The organism is Actinophytocola algeriensis (assembly GCF_014203735.1).
In the GTDB taxonomy this organism is placed as follows: domain Bacteria; phylum Actinomycetota; class Actinomycetes; order Mycobacteriales; family Pseudonocardiaceae; genus Actinophytocola; species Actinophytocola algeriensis.
The window spans coordinates 453862-467343 of the sequence record NZ_JACHJQ010000008.1 but is presented as its reverse complement, the minus strand read 5'-3'; the positions used below and the strand labels follow the sequence as shown (position 1 = coordinate 467343).

The window sequence follows — 13482 nt, the reverse complement described above, 5'->3', positions numbered from 1 at the left end:
CGGCGGCGAATCAGCCAGGTACCGCCAGGGCCTGTCACGGGGTGCCCGCGCCGCCGCACGGTGGTGACATGACAGAGAACGGAATGCTGACCGGCAAGATCGCCCTGGTCACCGGGGCGAGCCGCGGCATCGGAGCCGCCGCGGCACGCCTGTTCACCCGGGAGGGTGCGACGGTGGTGCTGGCCGCCCGCACCGAGCACGCGCTGAAGGCGCTCGCCGAGGACCTCCCCGGCGCCTCGTACGTGGTCGCCGACCTCGGCGACGTGGCGAGCGTCGAGCACGCGGTGGCCACCGTCGTCGAACGCCACGGGCGGCTCGACCTCGCCTTCAACAACGCCGGCGTCGGGGTGCCGCCCCACCCCGTCGCGGACTTCCCAGAAGACCAGTTCGACCTCGTCCTGCGGGTCAACCTGAAAGGCGTCTTCTACGCCGTGTCCGCGGAGGTGAAGGCCATGAGCAGGACCGGAGGCGGGGCGATCGTCAACACCAGCAGCGTGGGCAGCCTGATCGGCAACCCGGCACTGCCCGCGTACGGGGCGGCCAAGCGGGCCGTCAACAGCCTCACCGAGTCGGCGGCCGTCACCTACGGCCCGGCGGGCATCCGCGTCAACGCGATCGCGCCGGGCCTCACGATGACCGAGATGGTCGAGGAGTGGAACCGGCACGACCCGAGCGTGGTCGAGCGGATCGTCGCGGGCACACCGCTTGGCCGGGCCGCCGCGCCGGAGGAGATCGCCGAGTCGGCCGCCTGGCTGCTGAGCGACCGCGCCTCGTTCGTGACGGGCGCGGTGCTGCCGGTCACCGGGGGCGCGGGCGTCTGACCGTGTTTGACTGTCGCGGTGACGGATGATCTGTGGTCCGACCAGTTCGACGAGTCGCCCGGCTACCTCGACTTCGCCCGCGTGGGGCCGCCGTCGCGAGCCGTCGTCGAGACGAGCGCCGCGTTGCTCGGCACGCTGGCCCGCGCCGGTTCGTCCACTGTGGACGAGCTGATGGCGTGGGAGAACCGTGCGAAGGCGGCGGTGGCGCGGCTGTCCGGTGCCACCGCCGACCGGGTGGTCCTGGTGCCGACCACCAGCCACGGCCTGTTCCAGACCGCGTTCGCCGTCCCGCCCTGCGAGGTGCTGGTGTCTGCGGCCGAGTTCCCGGCCAACACGTACCCGTGGGCGCGGGCCGAGCGGGCGGGCAGGCTGATCGTGCGCCGGTTGCCGCGCGGCCCGGTCACCCCGGAGGCGGTCGCCGCCGCGGTGACCGGGGACACGGGCGTGGTCTCGGTGAGCGCGGTCGACTTCCGCACCGGCTACCGGGCCGACCTCGCCGCACTGCGCGAGGTCGTCGGCGACCGGCTGCTGGTGGTGGACGGCATCCAGGGGTTCGGCGTCGTCGACGAGCCGTGGGCGGCCGCCGACGTGCTGGTGTGCGGCGGGCAGAAGTGGCTGCGCGCGGGGTGGGGCACCGGGTTCGCGGTGCTGTCCGACCGGGCGCTGGCCCGCATGGACCCGCTGATCTCGGGCTGGACCGGCGCCCGCGACCCTGGCGTGTTCGACGACGAGATCCACGAGCAGGCACCGGACGCGCAGTCCTGGTCGGTGAGCAACCTGAGCCCGGTGACCTCGGGTGCGCTCGCCACCGCGCTGGAACTGGTCGAGGAGATCGGGCCGCCGGTGATCGCCCGCCGCGTCACCGACCGGGTGGCCGAGCTCGAGGAGCTGCTGCGCTCGGCGGGCGCCGAGATCGTGTCCGAGACCGGCAGGCGCGCCGGCATCCTGGCGTTCCGGGTGCCCGGCCGTGCCACCGCGGCGGTGGCGGCCGCCCTCACCGGCGCCGAGGTGACCGCCACGGTCCGCCCGGACGAGGTGCGGCTGTCCCCGCACGCCTCGACGGGCGCGGGTGCGGTCGAACGGGTCCGCGCGGCCCTGGCGGGCCTGCGACCTCGGCTGATAGTCGGCTGAGAAACGCGCGAAAGCGACACTTCAGGCCCGGTGCCTAGCGTTGTCCCGGTGAGGCGGTCGACGTGGCCGCCGCGGAGGAGTTCGCCATGAGCGTCATCGGAACACTGCTCGGGTACGTGCTGACGGCCTTCATCCTGGTGCTGGTCGCGCGCATGATCCTGGACTGGGCTGGCACGGTGTCCTACGGGTCACCGAGGGTGCGCAAGGCCCGCGCGTTCGCCCACACGGTCACGGAACCGGTGATCGCGCCGGTGCGGCGGGTGCTGCGGCCGGTGCGTGCCGGCGGGCTGTCGTTCGACCTGGCGTTCACCGCCGTGTTCATCCTGGCCCTGATCCTGCGCGGGGTCGCGTTCAGCCTGTAGACCGACTTGTGACCACCGCGCGGTCAACGGGTTCCCGCTGTTCCTCCGTCCTCCGGGCATCAGACGACACCCTGGAGGACAGATGAACGGCAGACTCGTCGGCGTTGCGCTGATGGTGGGGCTCGCGACCGGCCTGGTCACGGCGTGCACGGGCGCCAGTGACTCGGGGCAGAGCGTGGCCCTGGCGCCGGAGGCCGCCCAGGACGCGAGCGGCGGTGCCGGCAGCGCGGACGAGTCGCAGTCGACCGGCCAGGGGGAGAAACCGGGCGCGGTGGGGGAGCGGAACGTCAGCCAGCCGGGCGTGGACCGGACGCTGGTGCGCACCGCGGACCTCGAGTTGTCCGCGGGCGACGTGCGCGACACCGTCGACCGCGCACGGGACATCGCCGCCGCCGAAGGTGGCTACGCGGGGCGGGAGTCCGTCCGGGAGGAGTCGGCGACGCTCGCCCTGCACATCCCCTCCGACCGGTTCGACCACGCGCTCGACGAGCTGTCCGCGCTGGGTGAGGTGGTCTCCCGGGAGCAGTCCGCGGAGGACGTGACCGAGCAGGTCGTCGACCTGGACAGCCGGATCGGGACCCAGCGCGCCAGCGTGGACCGGGTCCGGGCGCTGCTGGCCAGGGCGGGCACGGTCGACGAGATCGTGCGGATCGAGCAGGAGGTCACCACCCGCGAGGCGGAGCTCGAGTCGCTGCTGCAGCGCAGGCAGGCACTGGCAGGCCAGGTCGCGATGTCCACGGTCACCATGCGGGTCGGCAAGTCCGACGCGCCGCCGCCCCCGCCGGTGCAGGAGGACCGGGGCGGGTTCCTCGCCGGCCTGTCCGACGGCTGGGGCGCGTTCCTCGACGCGGGCGCGGTCACGTCGCGGGTGGTCGGCGCCGTGCTGCCGTTCCTGCTCGCACTCGGCATCCCCGCCGTGCTGGTCGTCCGGTGGTGGCGCCGCCGCCGGACCCCGGCACCGGTGGCGCCACAGCCGTAAACACCCCCGTCTGACCTGCGCGAAGGGCGTCCGATCGCGTACGGGGGCCATAACCCGCGGCGAATCGGGTACGCGGTGCCGAAGATCCGGATGACGCGTACCCGAATGGAGAGCTGTATGTCGCGGATGAACGTCGTGGTGCTCGGGCTCGATCAGACCAACCTGGACCTGCTGAAACGGATCCCGGACGCGGACCGGTACGAGTTCCACCCGTTGATGTCCATTCACGACATGCAGTCGCAGGACGGCATCCCGATCGGCGAGATCCTCGACACCGCCGAGGCGCGGATCGCGGCATTCGACGGGGACGTGCACGCCATCGTCGGGTTCTGGGACTTCCCGGTCAGCACGATCGTGCCCGTGCTGTGCGAGCGGTTCGGGCTGCGCGGCGCGCGGCTGGACGCGGTGTTGCGGTGTGAGCACAAGTACTGGAGCAGACTGGTCCAGCGCGAGGTCATCGACGAGTACCCGCCGTTCGCGGTGGTCGACCTCGACGCGCCGCGGCTTCCCGCCGAGGTCGGTTACCCGTGCTGGCTCAAGCCGGTGAAGTCGTTCTCCTCCAAGCTGGCGTTCGAGGTGACCGACGAGAAGGAGTTCGCCGACGCGGTCGAACGGCTGCGCGAGGGGATCGGCACTGTCGGGGAGCCGTTCGAGTACCTGCTCAAGCAGGTCGACCTGCCACCGGAGATCGCGGAGGCCGGTGGGCAGGCGGCGCTGGCCGAACGGGCGCTGTCGGGGGACCGCGCGGCGGTGGAAGGCTATGTCCGCGACGGCGAGGTCGTCGTGTACGGCGTGCTGGACTCGCTGGTGTACCCCGGCGTGGCGAGCTTCCTGCGCCACCAGTACCCGTCGCAGCAGCCGGACTGGCTGTGCGAACGCCTCGCGGACGTGTCCCGGCGGGTCATCGCGGGGATCGGGCTCGACAACACCACGTTCAGCATCGAGTACTTCTGCGACCCCGCCACCGGTGAGGTCAACCTGCTGGAGATCAACCCTCGGCACTCGCAGGCGCACGCCGAGCTGTTCGAGCACGTCGACGGGTACCCGAACCACCGGTACATGGTCAACGTCGCGCTCGGCGAGACGCCCGCCGCGGCGGGCGACGGCCCGTACGCCATCTCGGCGCGGTGGTACCTGCGCCGCTTCACCGACGGCGCGCTCTTACGTGGGCCGGCCGAGGACGAGATCGCGGCGCTGGAGCGAGACCTCGACGGGGTGCGCGTGTACCGCAAGGCCCCCGACGGCACGCGGCTGTCCGAAGGGCGGTACGCGGACAGCTACAGCTACGAGCTCGCGCAGATCATCGTCGGCGCGGCCGACGAGGACCAGCTGGCGGAGAAGTACGAGCGGTGCGTCGCCGCGCTGCGGTTCGAGTTCGCGGAAGAGGCGGAAGAAGCGGAAGAACGAGGGGAGACCTGAGCATGCGAGTCGTCACCTCGCTGCCCACCGACATCAAGGAGGAGCAACACGTCTGGATCCCGGTGGCGGACGGCACCCGGCTGTCCGCCCGGATCTGGCGTCCGCTGGACTCCGACGACCGGCCGGTGCCGGCGGTGCTCGAGTACATCCCGTACCGCAAACGGGACCTCACCTCCGTCCGCGACTCGATCGCGCACCCCTACATCGCCGGGCACGGCTTCGCGTGCGTGCGGGTGGACATCCGGGGGAGCGGCGAGTCGGACGGTGTGCTCGTCGACGAGTACCTCGAGCAGGAGCAACGCGACGCAGAGGACGTGCTGGCGTGGCTCGCCGCGCAGCCGTGGTGCGACGGCCGCACGGGGATGATGGGGATCTCGTGGGGTGGGTTCGCAGCGTTGCAGGTCGCCGCGCGCAGGCCGCCGAGCCTGGGCGCGATCTGCATCGCGTCGTTCACCGACGACCGCTTCGCCGACGACATGCACTACATGCGAGGTTGTCTGCTGTCGGACAACCTCGCCGAGTCCGGCACGATGTTCGCCTACAGCGCCTGCCCGCCCGATCCCGCGCTGACCGGAGAGGACTGGCGGCGGATGTGGCTGGAGCGGCTGGACGCCGCGCGGCCGTGGGTGGTCGAGTGGCTGAACCACCAGCGCCGCGACGACTACTGGCGGCACGCGTCGGTGTGCGAGGACTACTCGGCGATCCAGGTGCCGGTGTTCGCGTCGTGCGGGTGGGCAGACGGCTATTCCAACGCCGTGCTGCGGTTGATGGAAGGGCTCGACGTGCCGCGCATGGGGCTGATCGGCCCGTGGTCGCACAAGTACCCGCACCTCGGCGTGCCGGGCCCGGCGATCGGCTACCTGCAGGAGGTGGTCCGCTGGTTCGACCGCTGGCTGCGTGACGCACCGGCCGACGGGCCGGACGAGCCGGTGCTGCGGGCGTGGATGCAGGACAGCGTGCCACCGTCCACCTCGTACGAGGAGCGGCCGGGCCGCTGGGTCGGCGAACGCGCGTGGCCGTCACCGAACATCCGCCACGACGTCCATCCCCTTGCCCCGCACCGGATCGCGCCCCGCGACGCGGCGCTCGGCGACGAGGTGCTGTCGGTCGAGTCGCCGCTGTCGGTCGGGCAGTTCGCCGGGAAGTGGTGCTCCTACAACGCACCGCCGGACCTGCCCTACGACCAGCGCGAGGAGGACGGCGGTTCGCTCGTGTTCGAGACCGACGTGCTCACCGAGCCGTGCGAGATCCTCGGCGCGCCCGTGGTGCGGCTCGACGTGTGCGCGAACCGGCCCACCGCGATGGTCGCGGCCCGTCTGTCCGATGTGGCCGAGGACGGCAGCGCCACCCGTGTCACCTACGGCCTGCTCAACCTCGCGCACCGGGACTCCCACGAAGAGCCGGAGCCGCTCGAACCCGGTCGCCGCTACCGGGTCGAGATCCCGCTCAACGGTGTGGCGCAGGCGTTCCCGGCCGGGCACCGCATCCGGCTGTCACTGTCCACTTCGTACTGGCCGCTCGCGTGGCCGCCGCCGGAGCCGGTCCGGCTGTCGGTGCACACCGAAGGCAGCGCGCTCGTGCTGCCGATCCGGCCGGTCGCGGTGTCCGACGAGGTCACGCTCCGCCCGTTCGACGAACCGGAGGGGGCGTCGCCGCTGGCGACGACGGTGCGCAGCCCGGGGGAGTACCGCTGGGACGTCACCCGCGACATGATCAACTACGAGTCGGCGCTCGACGTGGTCAAGGACACCGGCACCGTGCGGTACGAGGACACCGGCGTGGAGATCGGCAAACGCGTCCACGAGCGCTACAGCTGGGCGGCCGACGACTTCACCTCCGCCAGCGGCCGGACGGAGTGGACGATGACCTTCGCCCGCGGCGACTGGCAGACCCGCGTCGAGACCTGCCAGGTGATGACCTGCACCCCGACCGAGTTCCACGTGCACGCCCGCCTGGACGCGTTCGAGGGCGCGGTCCGCGTCCGCTCCAGGAACTGGGACGTCGCGGTACCGAGGAACCTGGTCTGACCGGACGGCGCGCCACCGAAAGCCACGACGACTCCCGCGCGGAGAGCCACGAGCACCGCCGGGCGTGCGAGAAGGCCTGCCGCGACCTGCTGGCCGCCATGAGCTGAGCGGCCGGGTGGTCGGCAGGAACCTGCCGACCACCCCGCTGCCGCACCGCCGGACTCCTACGCTTTTCCCATGCTGGGCAAAGGAAAGCTCGCGGTCGTGTCGGTGCTGGTGTTCGTCCTGTCGGGATGCGGGGAGGACTCGCTCCCCGCCGCGGCCGACGGTGCGGACCTCGGGGCGTGCGCGGACGGCACCTGCGAGGTGCTGGTCGAGACGGGGGACGTCCTCGACCTCCCCGGCCTGGGCCGGGTCGAGGTCGCCATCGAGGAGGACATGCTGGAGGTCGCGTCCCGTTCGGACGACGGGCAGGGCAACTCCTCGGAACTGTCCGCGGCGGGTGCGGCGGGCAAGCAGCTGGTGCTGAACTCGCAGGAGTTCACCGTGGTCGCGGTCCTCGGTGGCCAGGGCGTGCTGCGCGTCGGGTCGTGAGGACTACCGCGGCAGGCCGGCGGCGTCCGCCAGCACCTGCCGGACCGGGGTCGGCGGGCGTCCCAGGAGCTCCTCGAGATCCGGCGCTACCGTGGCGAACTCGCCGCGGCGGGCACCCAGGAACATGCCGAGCAGCAGTGCCGCCCGGTCCGCGGGCACACCGCGGCTGGTGAGCGTGGCCGTCCACTCCTCGTCGTCGACGACGACGCGGCGGATCGTGCGTCCCGTGATGTCGGTGAGCACCCCGGCGATGTCATCCAGGTCGAGCGCGACCGGTGCGGTCAGCGGCGGGGTCGGCCCGTCGAACCGGCCCTCGTCGGCGATGGCGATCGCCGCGGCCTCCGCGAGGTCGGCGTGCGCGGTCCACGAGATGGGGCCGTCGGCCGGTGCGACCAGCTCGCCGGTCTCCAGCGCCTGGCCGAACATCGCCGTGATCGTGCTCGTGTAGAACCCGTTCCGCAGCGACGTAAACGGTGCGCCCGTCTTCGCCAGGTAGTGCTCGGTGGCGGCGTGGTCGGGCATCGGCGCGAACAGCGAGTCCTCCGCCGCGCCCTGGTGGCTGGTGTAGAGCACCCGCCGCGCGCCGGCGTCCAGCGCGGCGTCGACCGGCGCGACGTGCAGGGCCACACCCGCCGCGCCGGTCTGGCCCGCGGAGACCACGAGCACCTGCGTGGCGCCCTCGAACGACTCCGCTAGGGACCGAGGATCGCCGTAGTCGCCGCGCCGCACCCGCACACCGCGCGCGGCCAGGTCCGCCGCACGGCTCGGGTCGCGCACGCTGACGCCGACCTGGTCGGCCGGGATGCGCGTGAGCAGCCGGTCGACGATCTGGGCACCGAGGGTGCCGGTGGCTCCGGTGATGATGATCATGACTGCCCCTTCCGCTGTTAGCAACGTTATTATCAAGGTTAGCAACATTGATAGCAGTTATGCGTTATCGTCGGCAACATGGTGGAGGTGGCGAGCAGGCTCGAGACACGCACCCGGATCGTGGCGGCCGCGGCGCGGCTGCTGCGCGAGGACGGCGCGGCGGCGGTCACGACGCGTGCGGTGGCGCAGGCCGCCGGCATGCAGGCGCCGACGATCTACCGGTTCTTCGCGGACAAGGACGCGCTCCTCGACGCCGTGGCCGAGCACGTGTTCGCGGACTACGTCGCCGCGAAGGCACTCGCCGAGGAGAGCGCCGACCCCGTGGCCGACCTCAAGGCGGGCTGGGACGCGCACATCGGCTTCGGTCTCGCCAACGCGGCGCTGTTCGGGCTGCTCACCGACCCCGCCCGCGACACACCGTCCCCGGCGGCGGACGCCGGGCTCGCCGTGCTGCGCGGGCGGGTGCGCCGCGTCGCGGAGGCGGGCAGGCTGCGGGTCACCGAACGGCGCGCGGTCGAGCTGATCCACGCCGCGGGCACCGGCGCGGTGCTGACCCTGCTGTCGGCACCGCCCGAGGCCCGCGACCCCGGGCTGGCGGACGCGATGTACGAGGCCGTCGCCCGCTCGATCCTCACCGCCGCACCCGCTCTGCCGGCCGGCGGCCCGGCCGAGGTGGCCGTCGCGATCCGGGCCGTCGCCCCCACGCTGCCGATGCTCACCCCGGCGGAACGCGCACTGCTGTCGGAGTGGCTGGACCGCGACTGACCGGGCAGGACTGTTCTTCAGAGCTGGGGGAACACCTCGGCCGCCACCAGCTCGACGTGGTCGAGGTCGAACAGGTCCAGGGTCTCCAGGTAGACGCGGCTGACGCCGGCGCGTGCACGCCACCGGCCGAGCCGGTCCACCACCTCCGCTGGCGTGCCGGCCAGGCCCGTCGCGCGCAGCTCGTCGACCGGCTTCCCGATCGCCTCGGCCCTGCGCGCCAGCTCGGCGCCGGTGCGGCCGACGCACAGCACCTGCGCGGTCGACTTGGGCAACCGGGCGCGCCCGGCCGCGGCGCACGCCTCGTCCACCCTGGCGAACTGCGCGGCCGCGGTCTCCTCGTCGACGAACGGGAGGTTGAACTCGTCGGCGAACCGCGCCGCGAGCGCCGGCGTGCGCGTGCGGCCGCCACCGCCCACCAGGACCGGCGGACGCGGGCGCTGGAGCGGCTTGGGCAGCGCGGGGGAGTCGCGCAGCGTGTAGTGCTCGCCCTGGAACGAGTACGTCTCACCCACCGGCGTCTGCCACAGCCCGGTGATGATCTCCAGTTGCTCCTCGAGCCGGTCGAACCGCTCGCGCAGCGGCGGGAACGGGATGCCGTACGCGCGGTGCTCCGCCTCGAACCAGCCGGTCCCGAGCCCGAACTCGACCCGCCCGCCGGACATCCGGTCGACCTGCGCCACCGCGATCGCCAGCGGCCCCGGCTGCCGGAAGGTCGCCGCGGTGACGAGGGTGCCCAGCCGGATGGTGGTGGTGTCCCGCGCCAGCCCGGCCAGCGTGAGCCACGCGTCGGTCGGGCCGGGGAGCCCGTCGCCCGGGGTGATCCGCAGGTAGTGGTCCGACCGGAAGAACGCGTCGTAACCGGCGTCCTCCGCGCAGCGCGCCATGCGTAGCACGTCGTCGTACGTCGCGCCCTGGTGGGGGTCGGTGAAGAGCCGCATGCCGAGGTCCACGACCGGCACGCTAGTGTCCCGAGCCGGAAATCAGGAAACTGATTCGGCGGCCCAGCTTCCTGCCGGCGGCGTTGCCGGTCCGCCCAAGTACGATCCAGTACGAGGACGAACCGGCGCCTTGCCGGCAGAAACCTGGATCCACCGACTCAATCACCGCATTTTTGGCGCGGGACACTAGTCGATCACCGGTTTGCGACGTCCCCGGTCCGGCGCACCGGGCTCACCGCACGCCCCGGCGGCCCGTGATCGTCAGGTAGCCGTCGTCGAGGTGGCCGAGGTCGCCGGTGTGGAACCAGCCGTCCCCGTCCAGCTCCGGGGTCGGGGCGGACCAGTGGCCCTGGAACACGGTGGCGCCGCGGACGAGGACCTCCCCGTCCCGCGTGATGCGTAACCGGCAGCCCGGCAGCGGCCTGCCCGCCGTACCGGTGCGGGTGCCGCCCGGCAGGTTGCACGTGACTGGTCCGCTCGTCTCCGCGCGGCTGTAGCCGTCGAGCACCGTCAGGCCGATGCCACGCAGGAACCACGCGAGCCGCGGCACCAGCGGTCCGCCCGTCACGACGTGGGTGAGGCGGCCCCCGAACCGCGCCAGCTGCTTGGGGTGGCGCCCGCGGCGCAGCCGCACGGAGAGCGGCACCCGTCCCGCGTCGAGGGCCTGCCCGTACGCCACCGCGGTCCGTGCCGTCCCCGGGTCGAACCGGTCCAGTACCTCCGGCGCGGCCAGCAACACGGTGGGGCGGAAGGAAAGGAGCGCGTCGCCGAGGTGCGCCGGATCGGTCGCGTGTGCCGTGAGCGCGCCGCTGTGCACCGCCTTCAGCTGCGTCACCCTGGCGAGGACGTCCGTGCACGGCAGGCCGATCAGCAGCTCGGTGTACTGGTCGAAGGGCGACTCGGCGGCCGCGTGCACGGCCGCGGTCAGGTTCCCGTGGCTCAGGCGGCAGCCGTGCGCCGCGCCGGGTGGGTAGACGATCGTGGCCGTCGTGCCCGAGGTGAGGGCCCGCCTGCGCCGCTCGACCTCCGCGAGGGCGGCGGGTTCCTCGACCCCGCCCGCGGCGGTCGACCAGATGTGCCGCACCCCGGCAGCCTCGATCAGCGCGTACTGCCGGTCGTCACCGGTGAAGGCGGCGACGGCACCCGAGTCCCGCAGGATCCACTCGGCCTCCGCCGGTGCCGCCGTGGCCGGGATGGGCACGGACACCGCGCCGGCCAGCCAGATCGCGTAGTCCGCGCGCACCCACTCGACACCCGAGGCCGCCATGAGCGCGATCCGGTCGCCCGGTGCGATCCCGGCCGCCACGAGTCCAGCGGCGAGCGTGGTGGCCAGGTCGGCGAACTCGGACCACGTGATCGTGTGCCACGTGCCGCCCAGCCACCGCGCGAACGCGGGCGCGTCGGGGACGCTGAGCGCGTTGCGGGTCAGGTCGCCGGTCGCGTTGTCCCTGGGTGCCGGCAGGTACCGCGCCGGGGTGCCGAACTCGATGGCCATGTCCTGATCGTGCGCGCATGCCCGGCCGACCGCACAGGCCGGGGTCGAAGGGCCCTGGTGAGGAGGGAACCTCGACGCTGCCGCGGCGGACCGCACGGAGACCGTGGTGACCGGGCAACGGTCAGTGCCCGGCGCGCCGGGGGCCGGTGCCGGGCAGGTAGGTGACGGTCTCGTCGACGGACCGGCGCGGTGACCGGGCGACCGGCTCGGCGGCGGCCCGGCCGACCCGCAGGACCAGCTGCGGGTGCGTGGCCCCGGACAGCACCTCGTGGCGGAGCCGGTCGCGGGTGTGCCCGACCCGGAACAGCCGGGTCAGCGGGCAGGTGGCCAGGTCGAGGCTGGTGGCGGCGAGCAGCACCGCGCTCGCCGCCACACCCGCACGCAGCCGGGACACGACGTCGTCGGCCGGCGTGGCGAGCACGACCAGTTCCTCGGCGCACGGCCCGCCGCCCTCGGGTGTGGCCGTCTCGTCCTGCCATCCCGCGGCCGCGGCGATGGCGGTGGTGACGACGTGCCGGTGCGCCGGATCGGTCACCGGCACCAGCGCGACACCCTCCGCCGCGGCGTGGCCCGCCAGCAGGTCGAGGTGCCCGTCCGGCATCGGACACGACGCGAACGCGCCGCGGTCGGTGTGGCGCCGGGGGATCGCCCTCGCCAGCATGATGTCCTCTTCGGACGGAGCGCGGCGCGACATCTCGACCGATGCGAGGTGGTCGGGGTCGGCGCCGGGCAGCAGGTCCACCTCGGCGTACCAGCCTGCCGCGGCGAGCGCGGTCCGGAGGTGGTGCAGTGCCGCGCCGCAGCTGATCACCAGGTCGCGCTCGCAGGGGTCGGTGCCGGGCACGTGCCGGGACCGGTCGGCCATCAGGTGGATCGAGTAGTCGCCGACGAACCAGTGCCACGGCTGCGTGTTGTGCGCCGACGGCGCCCGGTTCGCGAGCCGGAGCGCGCGGAGCACCGTCTGGTGCCCAGGAAGGGTGGTGGTGGTTCTCATCGCGACGCCTCCTCGCGTCGAATCCCGGTGTCAGGCGCCGTGCCGCACGCCCGTGATGGCGAACCGCTCGACATCGGCGACGTGCCCGCCGGTCGACGCGACGATGGTCAGGGGCGCGCTGTCCGCGCCTTCGTAGGACACCGCGGTCGTCCACGGCGTGTTCTCCCCGCCCGCGGCGAGGCAACAGGACTCGCCGAGCACGCCCGACAGCTTGCGGACCTGCACGCGGATGCTCTCATCGATGCCGGTGACCTGCCCGCCGACGGTGACCGGCGTCGTGATCGTGGTGCCGTAGCGGGGTTCGGTGAGGGTGAGCGTCGTGTCGCGGGTCCCGACGACCTCCCACGGCGCGTCGTCGCCCGTGCCGATCCGCGCGAGGTGCACCACCGCGGCCGGGCCCGGGTCGCTCTGCTCGACCGCGTAGCCGACCGTCACCCACGCCTCGTCGCCGTCCACGTCGCTGGACAGGGCCTGGTCGATCTCCGCGAAGCCGAGGTAGCCGGTGGTGAACGCGACCGCGGTCTCCTCCGCGTCGAGGTGCCACGGCTGGTGGCCGCTCGTGCGGTAGCTGTCCTGCCAGGCGGCCGCCTCGTCGGCGTCGGCGAACGGCCACAGCGGCTGGTACGCGAACTCCCGCTCGGCAGTTGTGGTCGTGGTGGTGTCCGTGGGGGCTTCCGCCGTGCCGACCGGGTTGGTCGTCGAGTTGGTCACTTGGCCTGCTGGTGGGCTCTGGCCGCACGCGGCGGCACCCGCGGCGGCCGCGAGGAGGACGACAGCCAGGAACCGCGGGCGATGGATGCTCATGGTCTACGGTTTGCCCGCTTTGCGCTTGGACAACCACAGCGCGGCGACCACGATCGCGCCCGCGACCGCCGCGATGCGGTTCACGTCGACGGCGGGTTCCCACCGCAGCTTCCCGTCCTCGATGACGTACGCGCCGACGGGCCGGGCGGTGAGCCCGAGGCCGGCGCCCTCACCTTCCTGCCCGTGCTGGTCGCGGCCGTTGCCGCCGCCACCGCCCGCGGCGACCCGCGCCGCGGGGATGACCGTGAGCCCGCCCCGTTCGATGGGCTCCGCGAAGACCATCCTCGCCTCGACCGAGTTCCGCGCCTTCGTGAACAGCTCCTCGATCTTCATGCCGACCTCC

The 13482-nt window shown here is 73.1% G+C and carries 13 protein-coding genes and 1 pseudogene; 8 read left to right on the top strand and 6 right to left on the bottom strand.

The window, feature by feature from the left end:
• The first annotated feature begins 68 nt into the window (after window positions 1-68).
• The 7 genes and pseudogenes from FHR82_RS35795 (at window position 69) to FHR82_RS35765 (ending at window position 7273) form a co-directional block, all read left to right on the top strand.
• Entirely contained in the window at window positions 69-821 is a 753-nt protein-coding gene (locus tag FHR82_RS35795) for an SDR family NAD(P)-dependent oxidoreductase (protein WP_184815025.1), read from the top strand.
• A gap of 18 nt (window positions 822-839) precedes the next feature.
• Window positions 840-1928 (top strand): annotated as a pseudogene (locus FHR82_RS35790) (aminotransferase class V-fold PLP-dependent enzyme); the annotation flags it as partial.
• A 110-nt stretch (window positions 1929-2038) separates the two neighbouring features.
• Entirely contained in the window at window positions 2039-2314 is a 276-nt protein-coding gene (locus tag FHR82_RS35785; protein ID WP_184815023.1) for a YggT family protein, read from the top strand.
• 82 nt (window positions 2315-2396) lie between these two features.
• On the top strand, window positions 2397-3293 hold the full coding sequence (locus FHR82_RS35780; protein WP_184815022.1) for a DUF4349 domain-containing protein: 897 nt from the start codon (window positions 2397-2399) through the stop codon (window positions 3291-3293).
• 117 nt (window positions 3294-3410) lie between these two features.
• The gene (locus FHR82_RS35775) at window positions 3411-4712 is read left to right on the top strand and encodes an ATP-grasp domain-containing protein (RefSeq protein WP_184815021.1); all 1302 of its coding nucleotides are present in this window, start codon (window positions 3411-3413) and stop codon (window positions 4710-4712) included.
• 2 nt (window positions 4713-4714) lie between these two features.
• Window positions 4715-6739, top strand: a complete 2025-nt coding sequence (locus tag FHR82_RS35770; RefSeq protein ID WP_184815020.1) for a CocE/NonD family hydrolase — start codon at window positions 4715-4717, stop codon at window positions 6737-6739.
• A 177-nt stretch (window positions 6740-6916) separates the two neighbouring features.
• On the top strand, window positions 6917-7273 hold the full coding sequence (locus FHR82_RS35765) for a hypothetical protein (protein WP_184815019.1): 357 nt from the start codon (window positions 6917-6919) through the stop codon (window positions 7271-7273).
• Window positions 7274-7276: 3 nt separating this feature from the next.
• On the opposite strand, the gene FHR82_RS35760 is transcribed toward FHR82_RS35765, so the two are convergent.
• Window positions 7277-8143, bottom strand: coding sequence for an NAD(P)H-binding protein (locus FHR82_RS35760; RefSeq protein ID WP_184815018.1), 867 nt, complete (start codon window positions 8141-8143; stop codon window positions 7277-7279).
• A gap of 78 nt (window positions 8144-8221) precedes the next feature.
• Here FHR82_RS35760 and FHR82_RS35755 point away from each other — a divergent pair, with 78 nt between their 5' ends.
• Window positions 8222-8908 carry a TetR/AcrR family transcriptional regulator gene (locus tag FHR82_RS35755; RefSeq protein ID WP_184815017.1) on the top strand — a complete coding sequence of 229 codons (687 nt, stop codon included), beginning with the start codon at window positions 8222-8224 and terminating at the stop codon, window positions 8906-8908.
• Between the two features lie 17 nt (window positions 8909-8925).
• Here the strand turns inward: FHR82_RS35755 and FHR82_RS35750 are convergent, their stop codons facing one another.
• The 5 genes from FHR82_RS35750 to FHR82_RS35730 all read right to left on the bottom strand — a co-directional run bounded on the left by FHR82_RS35750 (window position 8926) and on the right by FHR82_RS35730 (window position 13472).
• Window positions 8926-9846: an LLM class F420-dependent oxidoreductase gene (locus FHR82_RS35750; protein ID WP_184815109.1), complete on the bottom strand. Its 921-nt coding sequence runs from the start codon at window positions 9844-9846 to the stop codon at window positions 8926-8928.
• Between the two features lie 232 nt (window positions 9847-10078).
• Complete coding sequence (locus tag FHR82_RS35745; protein WP_184815016.1) at window positions 10079-11341, bottom strand: AMP-binding protein; 1263 nt, start codon at window positions 11339-11341, stop codon at window positions 10079-10081.
• Between the two features lie 121 nt (window positions 11342-11462).
• Window positions 11463-12335, bottom strand: coding sequence for a nitroreductase family protein (locus FHR82_RS35740; protein ID WP_184815015.1), 873 nt, complete (start codon window positions 12333-12335; stop codon window positions 11463-11465).
• Between the two features lie 30 nt (window positions 12336-12365).
• Entirely contained in the window at window positions 12366-13139 is a 774-nt protein-coding gene (locus FHR82_RS35735) for a hypothetical protein (protein ID WP_221464677.1), read from the bottom strand.
• Between the two features lie 3 nt (window positions 13140-13142).
• A complete protein-coding gene (locus FHR82_RS35730; RefSeq protein WP_184815014.1) occupies window positions 13143-13472 on the bottom strand; it encodes a spore germination protein GerW family protein in 330 nt (109 codons plus the stop codon).
• Window positions 13473-13482 lie beyond the last annotated feature (10 nt).

Excerpts from the sequence above, each read along its gene's own strand:
- FHR82_RS35795 (WP_184815025.1), top strand. The coding sequence starts at position 69 with ATGACAGAGAACGGAATGCTGACCGGCAAGATCGCCCTGGTCACCGGG.
- FHR82_RS35785 (WP_184815023.1), top strand. The coding sequence starts at position 2,039 with ATGAGCGTCATCGGAACACTGCTCGGGTACGTGCTGACGGCCTTCATC.
- FHR82_RS35780 (WP_184815022.1), top strand. The coding sequence starts at position 2,397 with ATGAACGGCAGACTCGTCGGCGTTGCGCTGATGGTGGGGCTCGCGACC.
- FHR82_RS35775 (WP_184815021.1), top strand. The coding sequence starts at position 3,411 with ATGTCGCGGATGAACGTCGTGGTGCTCGGGCTCGATCAGACCAACCTG.
- FHR82_RS35770 (WP_184815020.1), top strand. The coding sequence starts at position 4,715 with ATGCGAGTCGTCACCTCGCTGCCCACCGACATCAAGGAGGAGCAACAC.
- FHR82_RS35765 (WP_184815019.1), top strand. The coding sequence starts at position 6,917 with ATGCTGGGCAAAGGAAAGCTCGCGGTCGTGTCGGTGCTGGTGTTCGTC.
- FHR82_RS35760 (WP_184815018.1), bottom strand. The coding sequence starts at position 8,143 with ATGATCATCATCACCGGAGCCACCGGCACCCTCGGTGCCCAGATCGTC.
- FHR82_RS35755 (WP_184815017.1), top strand. The coding sequence starts at position 8,222 with ATGGTGGAGGTGGCGAGCAGGCTCGAGACACGCACCCGGATCGTGGCG.
- FHR82_RS35750 (WP_184815109.1), bottom strand. The coding sequence starts at position 9,846 with ATGCGGCTCTTCACCGACCCCCACCAGGGCGCGACGTACGACGACGTG.
- FHR82_RS35745 (WP_184815016.1), bottom strand. The coding sequence starts at position 11,341 with ATGGCCATCGAGTTCGGCACCCCGGCGCGGTACCTGCCGGCACCCAGG.
- FHR82_RS35740 (WP_184815015.1), bottom strand. The coding sequence starts at position 12,335 with ATGAGAACCACCACCACCCTTCCTGGGCACCAGACGGTGCTCCGCGCG.
- FHR82_RS35735 (WP_221464677.1), bottom strand. The coding sequence starts at position 13,139 with ATGAGCATCCATCGCCCGCGGTTCCTGGCTGTCGTCCTCCTCGCGGCC.
- FHR82_RS35730 (WP_184815014.1), bottom strand. The coding sequence starts at position 13,472 with ATGAAGATCGAGGAGCTGTTCACGAAGGCGCGGAACTCGGTCGAGGCG.